General features: G+C 68.4%; 13 protein-coding genes. 8 read left to right on the top strand and 5 right to left on the bottom strand.

Annotated elements, in window-relative coordinates; all coding sequences use genetic code 11:
• The first annotated feature begins 33 nt into the window (after positions 1-33).
• On the top strand, positions 34-399 hold the full coding sequence (locus IT371_31185; protein ID MCC6752157.1) for a hypothetical protein: 366 nt from the start codon (positions 34-36) through the stop codon (positions 397-399).
• Between the two features lie 50 nt (positions 400-449).
• Here IT371_31185 and IT371_31180 read toward each other — a convergent pair whose 3' ends face one another.
• Positions 450-1,445: a hypothetical protein gene (locus tag IT371_31180; GenBank protein ID MCC6752156.1), complete on the bottom strand. Its 996-nt coding sequence runs from the start codon at positions 1,443-1,445 to the stop codon at positions 450-452.
• 158 nt (positions 1,446-1,603) lie between these two features.
• Between IT371_31180 and IT371_31175 the strand changes: the two genes are divergently transcribed.
• Together IT371_31175 and IT371_31170 are read left to right on the top strand one after the other, a co-directional pair.
• The gene (locus IT371_31175) at positions 1,604-2,524 is read left to right on the top strand and encodes a TIGR01777 family protein (GenBank protein ID MCC6752155.1); all 921 of its coding nucleotides are present in this window, start codon (positions 1,604-1,606) and stop codon (positions 2,522-2,524) included.
• A gap of 137 nt (positions 2,525-2,661) precedes the next feature.
• The gene (locus IT371_31170) at positions 2,662-3,603 is read left to right on the top strand and encodes a hypothetical protein (protein MCC6752154.1); all 942 of its coding nucleotides are present in this window, start codon (positions 2,662-2,664) and stop codon (positions 3,601-3,603) included.
• A gap of 219 nt (positions 3,604-3,822) precedes the next feature.
• Here IT371_31170 and IT371_31165 read toward each other — a convergent pair whose 3' ends face one another.
• Positions 3,823-4,911 carry a DUF4347 domain-containing protein gene (locus IT371_31165; GenBank protein MCC6752153.1) on the bottom strand — a complete coding sequence of 363 codons (1,089 nt, stop codon included), beginning with the start codon at positions 4,909-4,911 and terminating at the stop codon, positions 3,823-3,825.
• Between the two features lie 425 nt (positions 4,912-5,336).
• Here IT371_31165 and IT371_31160 point away from each other — a divergent pair, with 425 nt between their 5' ends.
• Entirely contained in the window at positions 5,337-6,425 is a 1,089-nt protein-coding gene (locus IT371_31160) for a hypothetical protein (GenBank protein MCC6752152.1), read from the top strand.
• A 90-nt stretch (positions 6,426-6,515) separates the two neighbouring features.
• Here the strand turns inward: IT371_31160 and IT371_31155 are convergent, their stop codons facing one another.
• Complete coding sequence (locus tag IT371_31155; protein ID MCC6752151.1) at positions 6,516-6,965, bottom strand: YjbQ family protein; 450 nt, start codon at positions 6,963-6,965, stop codon at positions 6,516-6,518.
• 232 nt (positions 6,966-7,197) lie between these two features.
• Between IT371_31155 and IT371_31150 the strand changes: the two genes are divergently transcribed.
• Genes IT371_31150 through IT371_31135 form a run of 4 tightly spaced genes read left to right on the top strand, consistent with a single transcriptional unit; the run spans position 7,198 to position 14,862 of the window.
• Positions 7,198-8,955: a dynamin family protein gene (locus IT371_31150; protein ID MCC6752150.1), complete on the top strand. Its 1,758-nt coding sequence runs from the start codon at positions 7,198-7,200 to the stop codon at positions 8,953-8,955.
• Positions 8,956-8,984: 29 nt separating this feature from the next.
• On the top strand, positions 8,985-10,676 hold the full coding sequence (locus IT371_31145) for a dynamin family protein (protein MCC6752149.1): 1,692 nt from the start codon (positions 8,985-8,987) through the stop codon (positions 10,674-10,676).
• A 22-nt stretch (positions 10,677-10,698) separates the two neighbouring features.
• A complete protein-coding gene (locus tag IT371_31140) occupies positions 10,699-11,139 on the top strand; it encodes a hypothetical protein (protein MCC6752148.1) in 441 nt (146 codons plus the stop codon).
• A gap of 24 nt (positions 11,140-11,163) precedes the next feature.
• Positions 11,164-14,862 carry a dynamin family protein gene (locus tag IT371_31135; protein ID MCC6752147.1) on the top strand — a complete coding sequence of 1,233 codons (3,699 nt, stop codon included), beginning with the start codon at positions 11,164-11,166 and terminating at the stop codon, positions 14,860-14,862.
• A gap of 2,020 nt (positions 14,863-16,882) precedes the next feature.
• On the opposite strand, the gene IT371_31130 is transcribed toward IT371_31135, so the two are convergent.
• Both IT371_31130 and IT371_31125 read right to left on the bottom strand, forming a co-directional pair.
• Complete coding sequence (locus IT371_31130) at positions 16,883-18,076, bottom strand: hypothetical protein (protein ID MCC6752146.1); 1,194 nt, start codon at positions 18,074-18,076, stop codon at positions 16,883-16,885.
• Between the two features lie 103 nt (positions 18,077-18,179).
• On the bottom strand, positions 18,180-20,402 hold the full coding sequence (locus IT371_31125) for a hypothetical protein (protein ID MCC6752145.1): 2,223 nt from the start codon (positions 20,400-20,402) through the stop codon (positions 18,180-18,182).
• Positions 20,403-20,508 lie beyond the last annotated feature (106 nt).

Raw genomic sequence — 20,508 nt, 5'->3', positions numbered from 1 at the left:
CTCCGCAAACCATTCGAACGTCAGGAGCCCGCCATGAGATCCCTCACGGCCACGATCGTCCTTCTTGCGCTCAGCGCCTCGAGCGCCATCGCCACGCCGCGCGTGCCCACCGCCGTGCGGGAGCGCGTCATTGAGCACGCCCGCCGCAGCGGCGCATTCGAGGGCCTTCGCCGCCCCACTATTTCCATCTACATGGACGGAGACCACATCGTGCGGGCGGTGATCAGCAGCCTCTTCACCGAGACCTACTCGCACGCGGCGATCCCTTCCGTGACCCGTCGGGAGATGACCCTCTTCGCGGATTTCCGCTATTCGATCCTGAAGAGCGGCAAGGCCCGCATTCGCTCGCTCTCCTCGCCCCTCTGGCCGACCTGGGCCAAAGTCCCCGACAGCGACTGAGCCTGGTCACCCTGCCCGCGATCCATCCTGCTGAATAGCGGAGCGGCGGATCACGGGGCGGGAGGGGCGCAGCTCGGGGGATTCGCCGTCGGCCCGACGCAGACGTTGAAGCGATTGTTGTAGGCGCTCGAGAGACTCGAGGGTACCGCCGACAGGCTCAGGCTCGGGTTGAAGAGCGTCAGAGGGATCGCGTAGTCGAGCGAGGTCACGAGCCCCCCGGCGGGGCACGGCGCCGTCGGCGGGGTCGGCTGGTACGGACACATCGTGGAGCCGGCGGGGAAGGCCGGCAGCGGTACAAACCCTACGGTGCCGAGCTGCGGAAGCTCGGCATAGGTGCGGTTCCGGCGGAGGATGGGCGCCTCCACGACAAACTCGGCGGACCCCATGCCGGAGTCGAAGCGCAGGTTCGGAAGGTTGGTGGACGCGATGTGTCGCCCGTCGGGCGCGAAGTGGCCGATGTTGACCCGCCAGTAGGCCCCTGGCGCCGGGCACGGGTAGAAGTACGAGTCGCACGAACCGCAGCCGTAGGGCCCGGTGCAGTAGTAGAAGACGCTCACGCAGATCCGATCGCCGGCCGCGATGGTGCTGGCGATCGGCGCCACCAGAGCGCCCCTCGAATCCTGCGTCGCGTCGGGCGTCACGGTCTCGTAGAAGAGCTGGTAGGGCGAGCTGCTGCTGGGTTGGATGACGAGCCCGCCTTGAATGAGCGTCCTATCCCCCGACAGGGAATAGCCGCCGATCCCAATCCAGGCCATTCCGATCGAACCCCGCTTGCTGCGGGCCACGTCCACGGTGGGTACGGTGAAGCAGCCCGAGGCGCTCTCGTACCCCGGCCGAACGTAGTCCACGTAGCCGGCCCAGTTCGGGCTGCAGATGGCTCCCGCGGGGCAGGAGGGGGGCGTCGGCCTGGCTGCCGCGCGACTCGACGAGACGTGGAGCAACTCGGCGCCGGGGTCGCCACCCGCCCCCTCGGAGCCGACCCCGCAACCGACCAGCGCAAGCGCGGTCCCCGAGGTGACAACCAACCAACCGATCCGCTGCCTCATCGACGCCTCCTCCGTTATGCCCGGCGGGCCCAAGGTCCGCTGGCCCGTCCGCCGCTCGTCTAGCAGACCTCGCGGCTGGCTGGCAATCGCTTCCCGACGAGAACCACAGGCGGTCCTCATGGGATCGTGACCATACTGAGGAAGCGAAGGGGATTCCGATGAAGACGCTACTGACAGGAGCGACGGGCCTCGTCGGCAGGGAGCTGGTCGGAAGGCTCGAGCGCGCGGTGGTGCTGAGCCGCGATCCGGAGCAGGCCCGACGGAGACTTCCCGGGGTGGAGGCCTACCCCTGGGATCCCGAGGCCGGGCCACCCCCGGCCAGCGCGCTGCACAGCGTCGAGGCGGTCGTCCACCTGGCGGGCGAGCCGGTCGCCGAAGGTCGCTGGACAGCCGAGCGAATGCGTCGCATCCGCGACAGCCGGGTTCTCGGCACGCGCAACTTGATCGCCGGACTCGCTGCCCTGGCGAGTCGGCCGCGCGTGCTCGTCTCGGCGTCCGCCGTCGGCTACTACGGCGACCGCGGCGACGAGGAGCTGGACGAGACCTCATCGCCGGGACAGGGCTTCCTCGCCGAGGTCTGCATGGAGTGGGAACGCGAAGCGCTGGCGGCCGAGCGACTCGGAATGCGCGTGGTCTGCGTGCGCACCGGCATCGTGCTCGCGCCCGGCGGCGGCGCGCTGGCCAGGATGCTCACTCCGTTTCGTCTGGGCGTGGGTGGCCGGCTCGGCAGCGGCCGGCAGTGGATGCCCTGGGTCCACCTCGAAGACGAGGTCGGCCTTCTGCTCCACGCCATGAGGGACTCGCGGCTCCACGGGGCCATGAACGCCGTGGGCCCGCGGCCAGTGACCAACGCGGAGTTCACCCGCGCGCTCGGTCACGCATTGCACCGCCCGGCGTTTCTCCCCGTGCCGAAGACGGCCCTGCGCGTAGCGTTCGGCGAGCTGGGCGAGCTCCTGACGGCGTCGCAACGGGTGCTCCCGCGGGAGGCCGAGCGCACGGGCTACACCTTCGCGCACGTAGGCCTCGCCGACGCGCTCGCGGCCGTGCTCAGTGCGTCCCGGGGAGGTGGCGCCGCCTGAGTGGGCCCCGGAGCGGCGCACGCTGGCCGCTCGACCCAGCTGGCTGACGCGCTCGCCCTTACCATTGCTTCGTCATCTCGGGCATTTGCTCGTGGCACGCCTGGTGCAGTAGCACATGCCTCCTGGAGGAAACGCCCATGATGCTCGCGCGCCTCGGCGCCGTCGTGACGATTCTGGCCACTACCGGCTCCGCGCACGCCCGCGCGGCGCAGCTGGACGCTCTGCGATTGCAGGCGGCCGAAAGCGTCGCGCAGAAGTGTCGCGAGCTCGCGCCGGCCGCTTTCGCCGGGCAGGCCAAGGGCCGTATCTTCGTCCAGCAACGGGGGAAGCGGTATCTCGTGGTGATCGGCTCGCACCGCGACCCGTCGCTGGTCGTCAACGAGCGGGGCGAGACCTTCCTCTACAACTACCGCGAAGGAACCTTCGAGGCCACGCCCCCCGCGAGGCTCCTCGACCGCGAGCCGTTCGAACACGCGCTGATCAAGCCCAAGCCCACGCACCTGCTGCGCGGGCTCGAACGGTTGGCGAGCCAGGCGGGCCGCCCCGCGGATTTCTCGGCGCTCGAGCTGCTGCGCGAGACGATGAACCCGGCAACGCCTCCGCCTTCCCGCGAGACGCGTCGGGCGAGGGCCTATTCGGCCCACGAGCGCGCGGAGGCCCGCGTGCAGAAGCTCTTCGCGAGCCTCGGGCTCGACCCGACCGACATCGATCGCGGCAAGGTCCACGTGCCGGAGCGTCAGCATGGCGGCGGGCGGCCCGGGATCGAGAGCACGCGCCTCGTGCACCGCAAGCTGCGCGACCGCGAGGTGCAGGCCGGGATGAGCGACCGCTTCACCTTCACGGACTACCTCGACCTCCTCGTGACCACCGACGGTCGTCTCTACAAGCAGGGCTTCGAGGACTCGTTCGGTTACGGCTACCGTGGGGAGCGCACCTTCCTCACCCCGGCGCAGGCGCAACGGGAATTCCCCGAGGCTGACGTGGCGGTCCTGGTGAAGGCCGCGTTTGCCGTGACCCCGTACGTTGCCCCGGCGAAGAAGAAGAGGACCCCCGGCCGTCCGGTTCCCAGCCGCTGGTAGGGCCCCGGCACAGAGCTCGACGCCCGGACGCGCCGCGTGTCTCGGCGACCCACCACGCAAGGTCGACGAAGAAGATGGCCCCCGTGCCGGCCCCCGCGCGCGTGCCGTCGTGCTCATCGATCAGGGCGGCGGACCACGCCCTATCCGAGGCCTTCGGCGCCGACGGCTGGGCGTACCTCTCCTGTTTCGATCTTGGGGGACTAACGTCCGCTCGCACGACTACCGTCCGGAAGGCCCCGCGACGTGGATCACGTCCACCTTCTGAGTCAGCGTCGGCCCGTCGCTGAGCACGAACTCGACCGTTTCCAGGAGCGAGATGACCGGCGCGTAGAGCAGGTGCCGGGCCACGCGCTCGCCCGGGCTCTTGTAGGCGTCGGGGATGTCGGCGAGCGTGGGATCGACGTACCGGCGCGACGCGACGATCGTGCCGCCCTGGCGGAGCAGCGGCGTGAAGATCTCGCGCAGCGCCCGCTCGCCCTGGCCGGGGTTTGACCAGTAGCCCTGCGCCGTGGAGCAGGAGATGAGCACGATCTGCGCGTCCTTGGCGAGCAGGTCGGGGGGGAGCTGCGCGAGATAACCCGCGTGCGCCCTCACCCAGGCCACGTCCAGCTTGACGCCGCCGATGTTCATCGAGCCCGAGCTTCCGTGCGCCGCGATCACCACCTTCTTGATCGGACCGCTCCGGCGATAGACGGCGAGCAGCTGCTCGATGAGGTTCTCGGGCGAGGTCGCGCGCACCTGAACGCGGATCGTGCCGTTCGCCCACTCGGCGCCCGTCATGTAGTCGGCCGCCTGCAGGTACATCTCGCCGGGCTCGACGCCGTTGATGCCCACGACCGGTCCGTCGCCCGTGGTGAACCACTCGGGTGGGGCGAGTCGCGTGTGCGAGATGCCGAGCACGCGGCTCTCGTAGAGCACGAAGGGATTGTTCCCGTCGAGAAAGGCGTCGAGGTTCGGGCCACGCGTGGCGGCGATGGACACGTTGTTGACGAGAAGCGCGAGCATGAGGCTCCCGAGAAGGAGCGAGCGGCGATTCAGGCGCGGCAAGCTCAGGCGAGGGCCAGCTCGCGGGCTCGTGCCACGTGGCGGGTGCGCGAAGCGGGCCTGGAGCTTGGTCCAGCCCGAGCGGAGCCAGTCGACGGGCGTCCCCCCGCGCGGTCTCTTCGCCCCGCGCAAGCGCCCGCCCCCGCGTTCGCCGTCGCGTTCGGGAGCCGGCGCGACGAGCGGTACGCCCCCGGCCGCGAGGACCGGGCGCGGCCCTCCCGCGGCCACGAGGCATCCGAGGAGCAACGCAACAGGCAGACGCACGTTCGGATCTCCAGGCGGTGCCGGGTCAGGTACCGAGGTCGGCAGAGCCAGTGCTTCGGACACTGCAACTCGCGTGCTACCCGGGCTCCGCGGCGGGGCTGCGAATACGGCGTACATTTCAATCGCCTGGGCGGCGAGCGGTCGCGCCGGAAGGCCCGGGAGTGGGCGAAGTGACTTGCCAGGCTGGAGCCTCGGTAGCCACCCGTCGTGGGCACTCCGCGCGGCGAGACGCGCCACCCGGCCACTCGAGCGGGGCACGAGCGCCCGAACGGCGTTGCCCGCCGCGGCGCCGGAGAGGATGCGCCAAATGCGTTAACTCGTCGTCGAGAACCGCGCGGTGTTCCCCCGGAGGGCCGCTCGGTCGGTCCGCGTCCAGCAGGACGCCCACCGCGATGGCATGTGAGTTGCTCCAGCGCTCGCTGGTCATGCGACGAATCGCACCACGGCTCGTGCTGTTGATGGGGGCGGGGATGGTCCTGCCCGCGTGGGCCCGGGCGCCCGGAAGCCACACCGAGGGGCACGCGGCGGGCGAGCACCACGCGGCGACGGATCGCCTCCCCTCGGCGACCGAGCGCCTCCCCGCCTGGCGACGCTACGACCTCTACCGGCAGAGACCTTCTCCGCCGCTCGGCGCCCTCTGCGTGCCGCCCCTCGAGGCGCAGGGGCCGGGCGACGCGGAACGCTTCGCGGCGGCGCACCGGGAGGTCGGGGGGGCCTGCACGGCCTATCTCGACACGTACCAGGCGCTCGGTCGGCTGCGCACCGAGAGCTGGTCGCCGCGGCGGATGCTGCGCGCGCGGCGCCTCTCGAAGAGCCTCGCCGACCAAACCCAGACGCTCGCGCGCTGCCTGCGGCGCACGAACGAGGCCATTCGTCCCGCGCTCGCCGCGACGCGTGCCGACTACGCGCTGCAGCTCCTGCTCCATCAGTGGTTCGATCGACTGGGGGCTCATCCGCGCTACGTGGCGCCGGCCACCGTCGCCGGTTTCGACCCCTCGCTGGTCACGCTGGCGCTCACCGCCGAGTACGCGATCGGCCCGCGAGCGGCGGACCTCGATCGCGTCTTCGCTCAGCGCGGCAACCTCACCCCCGGCGAGCTCATCGACTGGCAGGAGCTCGCTCTGCGGGTGCTCTGGCATCGCGCGAGCCGTGCCGTGCACGCCGCCGAGGCCGGCAAGCTCGACGCGCTCCGCGACCTCTCGCCCGAGGGGCCGCACGCCGTGCCGAACCTTGGCGATGTCACCGCCGACATCGCCCGCGATGGCCTCGATCGCTACGCGCCGGGGCCGACGACGCCCTTTAGCGACGAGGCCGCGGCCGCGGGCTTCGGCCCCGCGAACCCCTTCCGCACCGCCCGCTTCCGCCCGCAGTTCGAGGCCGCCGAGGCCTGCCTTCGCGCCTTCGAGGCCGGCCAGCCCCTCGCCCCTCACGCCGTTGCGAGAAGACGTGATCGGCTGATCGCGCGCGACGCCTCCTGGGCCGAGCACCTGCGGCAGGTCGCGGGGAACCGCTAGCGGCTCTGCAGGGCGCGGCGAGGATCCGAACGGGGGAGGTGACGATGGATCGTGGCGGTACCCCCGCCTTCCCCACGCCCCCTTCGTCTCCTACGGCGTTGCGCCCGTCTCGCGGCGCCCCGTGAGCTGCACGACGACCTCGCGCTGCCGCGGGCGGTTGTCGAAGTCGAGCAGCACGATCTGCTGCCAGGCGCCAAGAAGAAGCCTTCGCCGCGCGAAGGGCACTACCAGCGACGGGCCGAGGAGCGAGGCCCGCACGTGCGAGTGCCCGTTGCCGTCGTGCCAGGTCTCGTCGTGATGGTAGCGCCCCTTCTTCGGCGCCAGCCGTTCGAAGAGCTCGGGGAGATCCCTCTGCAGGCCCGGCTCGAACTCGACCGTCGTCAGCGCCGCCGTCGAGCCCGGAACGAACAACAGCGCCTGGCCCTCGACGAAGCCGTGCGTCTCGAGGAGATGCGCGACGCTCGCGGTGAGGTCGAGCAGCTCCGCGTCGCCGTGGGTGGAGATGTGGATCGCGTCTGTGACGATGGCGAGCTCGGGCATGGGGCGGTGATAGCACGTGATGCCCGCGGGGTGCGCGCGCAGGGGAGTCCCGGGGCGCCGGCCTTCGAGGTACGTGCGTGTAGTCCACCGGGTCGCGCCGATGGCCGCGGACCTTCTCCTCCCACGCCGTGCGGCAATTTGCTGTGGCTTTTGCCGAGGCCGATGAATACACTTGGGATGTCCATTTTCTACCGTAGTGTTGGAATCGTAGATCCTAGCCGGTGGGGGTAAGGTGGATAGTTTCGACCACAAATGCGGCCGCATCGAACGAGCGGTCGAACGGCTGCGAGGCTACGCCGGGACCGACGACGGGGGGTCAGCCACCGCGGTCGAAATCCTTCGCCGGCTGCGGCAGGAGCCGTTTCGCGTACTCGTCATCGGAGAGTTCAGCCGCGGCAAGTCTACCTTCATCAATGCGCTCGTTGGAGAGAAGATCCTTCCGTCCTCGGTCCGCCCCACAACGGCTGTAATCACCGTTCTGCACCACGGGGAGCAACGGCGGGCCACGCTGCACTGGCGAGAGCCGAATCGGCCGCCCGAGGTCATCGAGCTCGGCGTGGGCACAGGGTCGAAGGACCTCGACGGGTTCGTGTCCACCAAAAACGCGGCCTGGAATGAAGTCGCCAAAGTGGACATCACCCTGCCCCTCCGCGGCCTGGGCCTGCCCTTCGAGCTGGTCGACACCCCTGGGGTCAACGACATCGACACGCAGCGGGAGGAGATCACCTACGGCTACCTCTCGCGGGCCGACGCCGCGATCATGCTGCTCGACTTGCATCAGCCCTTCTCGGGCAGCGAGCGTCGATTCCTCGTAGACAAGGTGCTCGCGAAGGATCTGAGCCGACTGCTCTTCGTGGTGAACAAGATCGATCAGGAGGCCCCCGAGAAGCTCTCCCGCGCTCTCGACTACGTGCACAAGCGGCTTGCCGAAGTAGACGTCTGCAGGGAAAGCCCCGTGCTCCCGCTGGCAGCCAAGCTCGCACTGCTGGGGAAGCTGGGCGACCCTCAGGCCCTGGCCCAGTCGCGCTTCCCGGAGTTCGAGAAGCACCTTCGCCTGTTCCTGGAACGGGGGGCCGGAAAGTCCCGCGTCGACACTGCCACCCGACGCATCGCGCGCATAGCGGACGACCTCGCCGCCGCGCGCTTGTCGCTTGCGACCGCGATCGAGTCGGAGGCCGAGAGTCTTCGTGCGACCGTCGAGGAATCGCGCGCGCGTCACAAGGGCGCAGTGCAAGCCACGGGGAGGATCGAAGCCGACACGGAAGTAGCTCGAGCCCGTTACGTAGAGGAGGCGACGCGCGCCGTCCAGGATCGGCTCGCCATGCTCCGACGAGAGACGAAGGCTCTCATGGCAACCGAGTCCTTCCCTGACGAGGCATCGATCGCGGCCGTGCGCGATGCGCTGAACCGCGGTGTGCGCGAGCTGGTCGCCATTCCGCAGGCCACGGCGCATCAATTGCTCGGCACGCTCTGTGCGAAGCACTCGCGACCTCTGCGGGCAGCGCCTCTCCTCGCGCCGGGCGACGTGCCAGGAATCGAGCTTCGGGTCTCGGCCTCTGATTCCAGCGCCTCGTCCAGCGCTTCCGGCATTGGAGCTGCGATAGGGGGGCTTCTCGGTGCCGCGCTCCTCGGACCCATCGGCGCGGGTGTAGGTGGCCTCCTGGGCGCCTTCCTGGGCAAACATCTCACTGACCAGCCCGACGCGCCGCAGATCAGGACCTCGGTCGCGGAATCCTTGCAGGGCATCGACGGTCGCGCGCGGCAAGCGATAGAGCAGGCCTCCCACCAGCTCGCTGTGGCGGTGAACGAGGAGGTCATCGTGCCGCAGCGCCTGGCGGCCGAGCACCTGCACCGCGCTACCGCGGAGCTTGAGGCCGCCACGAGCAGGCCCCTGGCCGAGCGCCGGAACCGGGCGACCGCCTTGCGCACGGAGGCGCACGACCTCGCCGCCATCGTGGACGAGCTGCGTCTCATTGGAGGGACGGACTAGTGGAAGAGATCTCTTCACGGCTCAGCCGCTTGGCAGCGATCGCCACCGAAGCCGGGTTTTCCGACATCGCCCGGCACGCGGCCGAGGCGCTCGAGCGTCTGCAATTCACCTCCGTGCATCTGGTGGTGCTCGGTGAGTTCAATCGGGGGAAGACGACCCTGGTCAACTGCCTGATCGGGTCGCCGCTCCTCCCCATGGACATCGTTCCCACGACGGCCGCCATCTGGACCATCCAGAAGGGAGAGCCGCACGGCGCCGCCGTGGTGAAGACCGACGGAGCGACGAGCTCCATCGAGCTCTCGCCCGCCTCACTGGCTCGCCTCAGCGCGGACGGGGAGCTCAGCTCTCCGGATATTCGCTACGTGCGGATCACCTCGCCGCAGCTCGCCCTCGCCGATGACGTGATCGTGGTGGACACCCCCGGGGTGAACGACATCAACGAGCAACGCGCCGAGATCACCTACAACTTCCTCGTAGGGGCGGACGCTGCGCTCTTCCTCATGGATGCCTCTTCGCCGCTGACGAAGAGCGAAGCGCAGTTTCTTCAGGGACAAGTTCTCTCGTCATCGCTCGAGAAGATCATCTTCGTCGTGAACAAGACCGACCGCCTCGACGCAGACGAGGTGGCCGAGTCGCTGGCTGCCGCTAGCTCGCGGCTCGAGGAGCTGCTTGGGCAGCCGGTCATCGTCGTGGGTTGCGACGCGGCCCGATGTCTCGCGGCCCTCGAGGCCGGACGCTCCGGCGTGGCGGCACAATGGGGCTTTCAGGAGCTGCGGGACGCGATCGATCGGTTGCTCGCCGAGACGCGTGAAGGCGCTGCGCGACGGGCGACCGCCGAGCGGCGCGTCGCCGGCCTCACGGCGGCTCTCCGCACGCGGCTCGAGGCAAGGCGGTCGGTGGCACTGATGCGCGTGGAGGAGCGCTCCCGCAAGCAGGCCGAGTTCGAGGCCCAGATGGAGGAAGCGCGAGGGCGCTTCGATCGGTTCGTGGACCACTGCCTCACGCATGGCAGAGATCGGCTCAAGCTCCTTTTGTCGCAGTCCCAGCGCGTGCGCAACGAGGAGTTCGTCAAGCACCAGATGGTGCGGGTGTCCACAATGAAGGGGGACTTTGGCGCCTTCTGCCAGAAGGTCCTGCCCTACGAGATGCAATGCCACGTCAAGCGCTGGTTCGAGGAGATGCGGCCCGTGCTGCAGAAGTTTCTCGAGGACTTCGCGGCGCACAGCACGGCCGAGTATGCCAAGGCCTTTGGAGGGCTCCTCGGGCTTCAGGTGACGCTGGCGCTCGACGACTCCTTCTCCGGAAGCGCGCCGGTCATCGAGGCTCAAGACTACGGCGAGTACGTGGGGCTCGCCCTTCCCGCCGCCGGCTTCTTGGCGGCCTCCTTCCTGGCCCTGGGTCCGTTCGCCATCGTAGGTCTTGTGGCGGGCACCGCCATCAACAAGGTGCTGCAGAGCCGCCACGCGGAAGCGAACCGGGCGCAGATTACCGCGGAGATCCCCGGAGCCGTACACGAGGTCAGCACCAGGGCGCTGAACGCGCTACTGGAGAAGGTGGACGATTGGTTCAACGCCTTCACGGGCGTCCTGCGAGAACAGTTCGAGCTGGAGGTTGCGCGCCGGCAGGCGGACTTCGCCGTCGAAGGAGACGCCACTGCGAGCGCCACATCGACGGCTCCTTTGGAGAGCTCGATCAACGCCCTCAGGCAGCTCGTGGCCTGAGCGCAACGAAAGGAGACGACGGATGGGGTTCGACCTGCATCATATGTTCGCGGACGTGGATCACACGGTGCCGAACGACGCGGGGGGCGTCGATGGCTTCGACGCCTTTGGCGCCAAGGTGATGCACACGGTTCCGAATGTGCAGGGTGGCCAGACCTTCTACGGCGCGGGCCACGTCAACGTCGGGCACACGGTTCCGAACGCGGTGGGAGGTGCAGATTTCCACGGCGCCATGGGCGGGGGAAAGCTCGCGCAGACAGTCGCGGATCCGGCCGGAGGGCACAACCTGTACTCGGCTGGACACCAAAAGCTGGCGCACATTGGCGAGGGGCACGGCGAGGTCCACGTCATCGACGCGACGGGCGCCAAGGTCCTCACGGCCACAGCGAACGCCAGCGGCGGGATGGACCTGCACCACTTCGTCTCGTCGGGCGGAGGCTTCACCTTTCCGCCGTTCACCTAGCCAGCGACGCCGGGAGGCTTGACCGTGGGGGATCCGCGCAGCTCGCAGGGGCCAACCGAGCTTCGGCAACGAGGCCTGGCCTTTCTCGATTCACTCACCGCCAGCCGCCACGTGGTGGGCGACCTGCGGGACGAGACCGTGCGGGCCCGTGCCGAATTCGATCGGCTCACGCGAGAGCGTCGCCTCCGCCTGGCGGTCCTCGGCGAGACGAGCTCCGGCAAGAGCACCTTCCTGAATGCCTTTCTCGAGATCGATCTCCTGTCGGCCGACTTCGAGCCCACGACGGCGGTCAACACGCGGCTGAGCTACGGCCCGGCCTTCCAGGTCGAGGCCAGCACGGGCCAGGGAGAACCCCGTCGCCTCTGGCCCCACGTCCGAGCGACGCGCGACACGATTCGAACCGCCCTGCACCTGCACGGTCGACCCGACTTGCCGCTCGACCCCCAGGGGCGCCTCACCGCGGCCGGGCGCCAGAGCGCCCAGAAGTTCATCTGGGACGTGACCACGGAGGCGGGAGGAGCCCACTCTCTCAAAGAGGTCGTGATTCGCCTGCCGAGCACGCACCTCGCCGCAGCGCTCGACATCATCGACACCCCGGGCATCAACCCCGGACTTGCCCCTGCCGACCAGGCCCGGCACTACCAGGTCACGCGCGCCGCCGTCGAAGCCTGCCACCTCGCCATCTTCCTCATCGACGCTCGCAACCCCCTGAAGGCCACCGAGCAGAAGTTCTTCTCCGAGTTCGCGCCGTACCTGTCACGAATCTTCTTCGTCGCGAACAAGATGGACGTGCTCGACGACGAGGAGGCCGACGACACCAAGTCCTACATCCGCGAGAATCTGGCGGAGAAGTTCCAGCTCTCTCCATCCACCGTGAATCTCTACTTCGTCTCCTCGCTACAAACCGGCGGTTCGAGCAGGTATCGCCAGACCCTCGTCCGGTTGCGAGAGGACGTGATCGCTTTCATGGAGCGATCCCGCGAGTCCATGGTGTTCGAACGTGCGGCACGGTCCTTCGCGAACCAGGCCACGACCCTCGACCGCATCTCCAAACAGCAAAGCCAAGAGTCCCGCGAACGGCTCGCCGAACTGAATGCACGGCGCATCGCCAACGCCCAGGAAATGAAGTCCGGCGTCCTCCGCCGAGCGGCGGAGGCCTATCTGACCGCCAGCGCCGAGGCGCGCCCCCTGTTCAGCAAAGCGGCCGACGACCTGGTCGAGAGGGCATCCTCGGCCTTTGCCCTTGCACTCGGCGAGGCGAAAAAGAAGGACGACGTCAAAGCGATATGCATGCACTCTGCCGAGCAGCTCTGTCGCGCGCAGCTCGTCGCACCCCTGGAAAAGGTGGTAGCGACGGTTCTCTCGCAGTGCCTTGAGGTCGCACTCCGCGCGGCGAATGCGGAGTTCGCGACGATGTATCGCGAGAGCAACGTACCCCAACCCGGGCCGCCCGATCCCAAGGAACTCCGACACGTCGCGGAGAACCTCTTTTCCGGGTCCATGACCATCTCCTCGACGGTGCAATCCCTGTCCCAGGACCCCGAGCTCGGTCAGGTCGCGCGAGGTGTCGGGAAGGCTTCTCTCGGGGTGATCGGCATGGCCATCGGCGGCCCGGTGGGCGCGATCGTCGGAGGCTTGCTCGGTGGCGCGCTCGGCGGCCTCTTCACCTCGATCACCGAGCTACAAACGAAGGCCTTCGAGAGTTTCAGCCAGGCGGCGAACGCCATTGCCCTGTCTGCGGTGCGCCGCACCAACCAGCTGCTGGATGGCGACGACGCTAGCTACCTGAATGTCTTCCGGGAGGCCATCGATCGACAGATCGCCGCGTACACGGAGGGCGTCGAGCGCCTCATCTCTGACCACCGGCGGAATCTGCAGGAAACGCAGGCCACCATCGGCTTTCTGGACACCGCGTCGGCCGATGCAGCACGGCTCGCAACCTGGGCAACCGAGCTTTCGGCCACGTCTCGGCGGGAGCTCGAAGGGCGAACCATCGGAGGCACAGCTGGGCGCGTCCCCCTGCTGGATGAGGACGTGCTCGAGATCATCGCGGGCGAGGCGTTCTCCGCCGCGTGTCATGGCGGCCTCGGAGTCCCCTCGCGCATCGCGCGCTGGCTCGCGGGGGACGGCGCGTTGGTTCTGGCGCCCATCGACGGGGACCAGGCCGCGGCGATCGCCAACGCCGACACTCTGGTGCGGCTGCTGCGGTCGGAGGCGGGAGATACCGAGCAGAAGGCCTGGTGCAAGAGTCAGCCCGCGGCGCTTCTGCGCCTGGGGTTGACGCCCACCGACGTCGCGGTGCTGGCGGGTCATCTTCAGGTCGAGGACGTCGCGACCGCGGTCATTGCGGCGTCGCGGGGCTGGTTGCGCCCCGGCCAGGTATTCGCGCAGCTCGGCGCGCGCGGAGTGGCCGTTACCGAGGAGACGATCGACCGCGCGATTGACGAGATCGGGAAGACCTGTGCGGCATGGGGCCGCTCGAGCCCTGACCTCGCCCTCGTCGAACGGAAGCTGAGGCGAGCATGCAGACGTCGAGCTGCTTGGCCGGGGGTGGTGCGGGCGGCGAAGTGGACCACTGCGCTCGCCGCAGGCGTCGCGGCGGCCATCATCCTCTTCGGCGTGGTGCGGCACCAGGGGAGCTCGGGTCGCAGCGCCGAAGTGTCCGCTGCCGGCCGGTTGAATCCTCAGACGACGGTGTCTGCCGGCGCGGCCGCGACCGCTGCGGCCGACAGGCCGAGCACGGCAGCCCGCTCAGCTTCGACGAGCGACGGCGCAAGCGCCGCAGACAAACCCGTCGCACCTCCGGCGAAGTTGGAGGATCTCCTGGATCTCAAGCGATCGCCTTCCGAGCTGACGCTGCTGGCGGCCGACTTGCAGGCTCGCGGAGAGGACCGAGCAGCTATCGCGAAGCACCTCACCGCAGCGGGCATGAAGAGGTACCGGAAGAAAGACTTGGCGGGCGCGGCCAAGGTATTCGAGCTTGCGGTCGCCGCGGATGATCAGTGTGTGTCTGCCATCTGGAACCGGGCGTGCGTGGCGGGTCAATTGAAGGACGCACAGGGTGCCGTCGCGTGGCTCGACAAGCTTCGCGCGCTGGAGACGGATACGTCCCGGTCCTATGTCTCGGCCGTGGCGACCGAACGAAGCTTCAAGGCCGTTCGATCGGATCCGGTGTTCCAGAAATGGGCGAGTACGGTGAGCGCATCGCCGGGGAACGAGCCCAAGGCGGACGCCGGATCGCCGGGCGAGAGTGCCGAGGAGGCCGGAGCTGCGGGCAAGACCTCTGCTGATGATGACGCGCAGGATTCAGCGGACGGTGACTCGACCGAAGGGTCCCGCAAGGCTCGTGCTGCCACGCCCCCGGACGCCGGAGCTCAAGATGCGAGCTCGGGGTCGACGGCCCGGGGTGCGTCTCAGAACGGATCAGCGGACGCACGTCCGGCACCCGTCGCGTCCACTCGGCTGAGCGGGGCCGCCATCAAGCGAACGATGAGCGCGCTCAAGCAGAACGTGCAGCGATGCAGCGAGGAGCACGGGGGCCAGGGCACCATCAAGCTGAAGGTTCAAGTGGCTCCGTCTGGCGAGGTCAAGACCGTCGGCGTCCACGAGAGTATGGCAGGGGCCCCCGTCGCAGCCTGCATCAGCGCCCTGGTGAGGGCGGCGAAGTTCCCAAGCTTCGAGGGTAAGGACGTCGTCTTTGTTTACCCGTACCTGTTGAGGTAGCAGCGGAGTGCGTCGCGACCCATCGCCCGAGGTTCCAGCACCGAGGCACGGCCACTCGACGCGGAAGACGGTGCGGACCAGACGCACCTGGAGACAATCCATGAAGCTGTGTCCGTTCTGCGCCGAAGAAATTCAGGATGCGGCCGCGAAGTGCAAGCACTGCGGCGAGTGGCTTGACGGGCGCGCGCCTCAGCAAGCTGCACCACCTCTCGCTGCCGCCGCCCAGGTGAGCAGGGTCGGCGCTGGCCCCGCGCAGAACGCGGGTGTCGGCGCCGCGCCGACGTCGATGTCGTCCAACGCTGGCGCAGTCCCCACCCGAGCCTGTCCCCAGTGCGGCCATGTCCTCTTCTTCGCGGCCAAGACCTGCCACAAGTGCCATGCCGTGATGCCTCCACCCGATGCCGGAGGTGGGACGCAGGCACCGCCTCCGGCCGCCGGAAGGCAATCGGAGTTGGCCTCCCCCGCGGCCGCATCTGGATCGACTCGAAACTGTCCCCAGTGCGGACACGTCCTCTTCTTCGCGGCCAAGACCTGCCACAAGTGCCATGCCGTAATGCCTCCGCTTGCTTCCGGCGCTCCGTCCGGGGCACGACCAGCGGCGGCCGTCTCTCTGCCTTCGTATGACGCACCCTCGACGGCAGCCACAGCAGATGGGATTCCGCCGCCTGCCGTGGTTGCCCGAGCTTCATTACCCGCAGGGAGGGGCGCATCGGATGGAGCAGCCGCGCCATTGCGTGAAACGTCGCAGGGAATGGCATTCTTTTTGAATCTACTCCTTGCAGGGACGGGACTCATCTACGGTTCCAACGGCAAGAAGGGGTACGTGCCTCTCGTAGGAAACCTTCTCTGCCTTCTCCTCGCCGCGCCCACCGTCGGCATCACCCTGCTAGGGTCCCTGGCATTCGCTATCTATGCCTTTGCCACAACCCGCGGAGCCGTTGAGGCCCATAATGCGACTGTTGCGGCATATCACCAGAGGATGGTTGAGGGAGAACGCCGGTGAAGCTGTGTCCATTCTGCGCCGAGGAGATTCAGGATGCGGCCGCGAAGTGCAAGCACTGCGGCGAGTGGCTTGACGGGCGCGCACCTCAGCAAGCCGCGCCCGCTCTCGCTGCCACCGCCCAGGCGAGTAGGGTCGCCTCTGGCACCGCGCAGAACGCGGGTGTCGGCGCAGCGCCGGCGTCGATTCCCGCCAACGCTGGCGCAGTGCCCACGCGAGCCTGTCCCCAGTGCGGCCATGTCCTCTTCTTCGCCGCCAAGACCTGCCACAAATGCCATGCCGTGATGCCGCCACCCGATGCGGGAGGTGGGACGCAGGCACCGCCTCCGGCCGCCGAAGGGCAATCGGAGTTGTCCTCGCCCGCGGCCGCATCAGGATCGACTCGAAACTGCCCCCGGTGCGGACACGTCCTCTTCTTCGCGGCCAAGACCTGCCAAAAGTGCCATGCCGTGATGCCTCCGCTCGAGGCCGGCGCTCCGTCCGGGGCACGACCAGCGGCGGCCGTCTCTCTGCCATCGTATGGCGCCCCCTCGACGGCAGCCACAGCAGATGGGATTCCGCCGCCTGCCGTTGTTGCCCGAGCTTCATTACCCGCAGGGAGGGGCGCATTGAACGGAGCGGCGGCAAATCGGAGCACCTACGGGACGAGGCGGAGGCGAGTGTGGATCATGGTCGGGGGGGGCATCGCACTGTTCATCGGCGTGGTGGCGGCCGTCTACGCTCCACGAATATGTTGGTCCTCCCGGGAACAATGCACCCAGGAGTGCGGGATGCGTCTAAACCAATGCCGCCAGATACCCGACGAGCACAAGCGGTGGGATTGTCACGATGAGGTGCGGGACTGGTGCGGGCTTCGTTTTCGTGAGTGAACCTGGCCGAAGGCGTAGTCCCAGGGGCTGGTTGAAAGGCTGCGCCAGTTGGGGTCGATGCAGAGGTGCGGTTACCATTGCCACTGGCGCGTTGAGTACCAGCGGTAGGTCCAGGTCCATCACCGATGGCGCCCGCTCGCCCGGCGACCTGCTACGAGCGGACCATTGCAGCACCATGTACGAGCTCCGAAAGCCGCTCGCCGGTGGGCACCTGAAGGTTCAGTAGCGCTAGGGCGAGGACGTCCTCGCCGGGTCGCACGGTCGGGTTGATCGCGCTCGGTGGAACGACCTTCCGGGCGAGACACGGCAGCTCTGGAACACCGGCAGTGACCTGGTTGTCCTGGAAGGAAAGCCCCATCCAGGCCGGCGACGCGCGATGCTCGGGAAACGGGTGGTCTCCCGTCAGGGCGAGATAGTAGAGGATGCCCACGGCGAGCAGGTCCGCGGGATGTGGCTCGCCGGGCCGATGCACGAGCAGCTGCAGCGTCCCGCTCTTGGGGGCTTCGCGTTCCTGGGTGAGGAAATGTCCAAAGAACCCCGGGATTCTTTGGCCGGTCGCGTCCAGGCGCAGTCGGCCGAGGGGTGCGTGTTCGTCGAGTGTCAGACCGCGAACGAAGCTGGCCCAATGCTCCTGAAGCGTGGGGCTCGAGGCCAGCGGGCGCTCGGGGAAATAGTAGGGCGGCAGGATGGGATATCTCGCGGCGTTGGTCACGAAGGTCAACGACGAGGCGCCCTCGCTAGCCTCGCGTTGGCCGCGCTCGGCGAGGACCATCGCACCCGGATCGATGAGCGAGTACCGCGACCGGTTCGCCCCGAGGATGATGTTCGACCCCTGAAGATCGCCATGCACGGCCACAGACAGGGCGTCCCAGAGAAACGGCAGCATCTTGGGCAGCAACGTCCGCACCTCCGGCTGAGGCAGGTAGTCCAGGCGCAGCCCGGCTCGCCAGTCCGTCACCAAGCCGATGACCTCCTCGCCGTCGTCCAGCGGGCCGCTGACGAGCGCCACCGCACTGTGGTTCCAGCTTTGGCCGGCGACATGGAGACGAAACGCCTCGTCCTCCAGCAATTGCACGAGGCTGGCGCCCGCCTCGAGGCCCTCGCCGCGCGCCCCGGCTGGCTTCCCACCCGAGCACAGGATGCACCAGTAGGTCGAGACGCCCCCCACGATGCGCTCGGCACCCATCAGCGGCTGCGGCGCCGGACTTGGCGAAGGCACCTTCAGCGCAAAGCGGCCCCGCGGCCCCTCGAGCCGGTAGACGTCGAAGCGGTCCCCCGCGTGAACCCGCTCCATGACACGTGCGGCGCCGGCGCTGCCCAGGTACCAGGTAGGGTTCGCTTCCATGGCGGCTTCCCTTCTGTCGGTCGTGCGAGACCAGACGGCGAGCTGCTCGGGCCTCGTGACTGCGGGCCAGGCGACTGGCCTGCGATCACGTCGCATCCCGCCGCTAGCCAATGAGCGGCGACCGATGCACGATCTGGGCGAGAATGCGATCTCGTTCCTCACGTAAGCTGTCTTTCTCAAACGGCAGGTCCATCTCGCCCATCAGGCGCACCACGGAGTCACATGCAAGGTTCAGCTCTCGATCCCGCAACTCACTCTCGCCGAGAGCGCCATGGGCTTCAGCGAGCGCCAGGTGAATCTTCTTTCTGGCCAGGTGGTCTCCTTTCCCCAGACGCGCCGCGATGCGCTTGAGGTCCGGAATGATCGCGCTCACCTCCCTCCGGCGCACGTCGGGATCCACCAGTGCCAAGGCGTTCCGTAGTGCCTCAATCGAAGACGCGCGGTCTCGTTCGCTCGGCGGTCCCTGCGGGATCGTCAGCGCGGCATAGCGGCTCGTGGCTTCCCTGACAGCCGCGAGGCGGGATTTCAACTCGGGGTGGAAGAAGCCTCCGGCTTCTCGAAGGGCTACCCAGCCGGCCTGCGCGCGAGCGAAGTCATCGTAGTCCTCGCGGCCCGCGATCCACGCATCCAGGTTCTTGGCCCGCGCAAGCATCTCGGCTGACGCGGCATAGAACGTGGCGACGCAGGCCGGCGCCCACCCGCCTGCCGAGGCCTCCTGCGCCCAGGCAGCCACGGCCCTGTGCCTCGCCTCGAGGACGGCGATGCGAGGGCGCAGCAGCGTCGTGCGAAACCAGACGGCGAACTCCCTGAGGGTATTGACGACGGCGTCGCGCGCGTCACAGACGGTGTCGCGATTGACCGCATCCGCACCGGTCCGCCCGGCCACGCTGCCGACGTAGCTGCCGATGGCCATTCCGAGGACGGTCCCGACGGGGCCCAGCACGCTGCCGACCGCACCGCCCACCGCGGCGCCCGCGCCGCCCCCGATGGTCCGTGCCGCGACGTCCACGCCTACCCGTTGCGCATATGCTTTCTCGTTGATGTTTCCGGCACGGAGGTCTCCGTAGTTGCGGATCGCCGCAAAGACTACGGCGACGACCGGTATAGGGACGAGGTCGTCGGCATCCGCGAGGTCGGCGAGCGCGTCGACCGATTCCGCGGTGGTGCCCGCCACGTCCGCGTGGCGGAGTGCATCATCAACCCAGATCATCGGATGGTCGCCGAGTTGCTGCGCGAGCTCGGCGTTCACAATCACGGGGATATCGGGATACCGGTCGAAGTGGTCCAGGACGTACTGCGCACTCATGGAACACTTCACCTGAACGGGATGGCCGTCCACGAGGAGGTCCCAGCCGGGCTGGGTCGGCCCACTGGGAAACTCCACCAGATGGCCCTCTCGGGCGAGGTCCGCCGCGACCTGTTGCTCCGCCACGTACCCCGAGAGGCGCGTGAGGGCGCCGTCGCTGCCGTCGTATACGTCCGCGACCTCCCGGAGTCGCCAGAAGGACTCGGGGCTCCCGGCGGACGAGAAGGTCATCGCCTGGAGCACCGTATTGTCGATCTGCGCGAGGTTCCATAGCCCTCCGACGGAGATTGCCGCCGCCGCGACCGCGGCCTCGGCATCCTTGCCGCGCCCAGCAAGCGCCTTCGCAAACTCCTCGGTGTGCTTCCTCGATGACCCAAGGTGCCGCTCGACCGCCGCCGGCGCGAGCAGGGCAGGAGCTGAATCTATGACTGCCTCGCTGTGAGGCACCTCGGCGGTTCGCCCACCGAAGCGCTTTCCGAGCAATATGCCGAGCCTGGAGAGATCCCGGAACCTGTCCGCGATGAACCCTGTCCCCTCGCCCCGTCCCTTCTTGAGGTCGGCAGGCAGGGCGGCCTCGACGGTGCGATCGAGGAGCGATCCGAAGCCCGCCGTCCACAGCTTCTCGCGCTGGGCCGCAAAGAGGAGGTGCAGAGCTCGGTCGGCATCGCTCTGCTCCGGCTCGGCGACTCTCCCGCGCTCGAGGAGCGCCTCCACCAGGAGCTTGTAGACGTCGGCCTTGGCGGGTTCAGCCTCCATCGTGGGAAGAGCCTCGGTCGCGCTGTCGATCACCTCGCTCCAGGCCTTCGCGTTCGTCAGGTGCCGCAGCCATGACAGCACGACGGACGGCGAAGGGTTGAGCTGTCGAAGGCGAGCGTAGAGCCGACGGGAAGGTTCTCCCAGCCTGCGCTCCTCAAAGGACGCCGCGAGGGCCTTGACCTCGCCCATAGTGGCGGAGCTGCACGAGAGGCGCTCGAGGTGCCACTGCTCCAGCCATCCGAACTTCTTGTCCAGCCCGCTCACCCCTTCGACCTGCTCGATCAGCCACTCGAGAGCGTTCTGCCTGGTCTTCGGACCCGCCGCCGCATAGAGGTCGCAAGGCCAGGTCCTCAACGACGCGAGCCACGCG

The organism is Deltaproteobacteria bacterium (assembly GCA_020848905.1).
Taxonomy (GTDB): Bacteria; Myxococcota_A; Polyangia.
The sequence above is the reverse complement of the archived record's forward strand: the minus strand, read 5'-3'. Positions and strand labels throughout refer to the sequence as shown.

What these genes read in the sequence shown, in the direction of transcription:
- IT371_31170 (MCC6752154.1), top strand. Translation starts at nt 2,662, where the DNA reads ATGATGCTCGCGCGCCTCGGCGCCGTCGTGACGATTCTGGCCACTACC.
- IT371_31130 (MCC6752146.1), bottom strand. Translation starts at nt 18,076, where the DNA reads ATGGAAGCGAACCCTACCTGGTACCTGGGCAGCGCCGGCGCCGCACGT.
- IT371_31180 (MCC6752156.1), bottom strand. Translation starts at nt 1,445, where the DNA reads ATGAGGCAGCGGATCGGTTGGTTGGTTGTCACCTCGGGGACCGCGCTT.
- IT371_31185 (MCC6752157.1), top strand. Translation starts at nt 34, where the DNA reads ATGAGATCCCTCACGGCCACGATCGTCCTTCTTGCGCTCAGCGCCTCG.
- IT371_31140 (MCC6752148.1), top strand. Translation starts at nt 10,699, where the DNA reads ATGGGGTTCGACCTGCATCATATGTTCGCGGACGTGGATCACACGGTG.
- IT371_31160 (MCC6752152.1), top strand. Translation starts at nt 5,337, where the DNA reads ATGCGACGAATCGCACCACGGCTCGTGCTGTTGATGGGGGCGGGGATG.
- IT371_31155 (MCC6752151.1), bottom strand. Translation starts at nt 6,965, where the DNA reads ATGCCCGAGCTCGCCATCGTCACAGACGCGATCCACATCTCCACCCAC.
- IT371_31175 (MCC6752155.1), top strand. Translation starts at nt 1,604, where the DNA reads ATGAAGACGCTACTGACAGGAGCGACGGGCCTCGTCGGCAGGGAGCTG.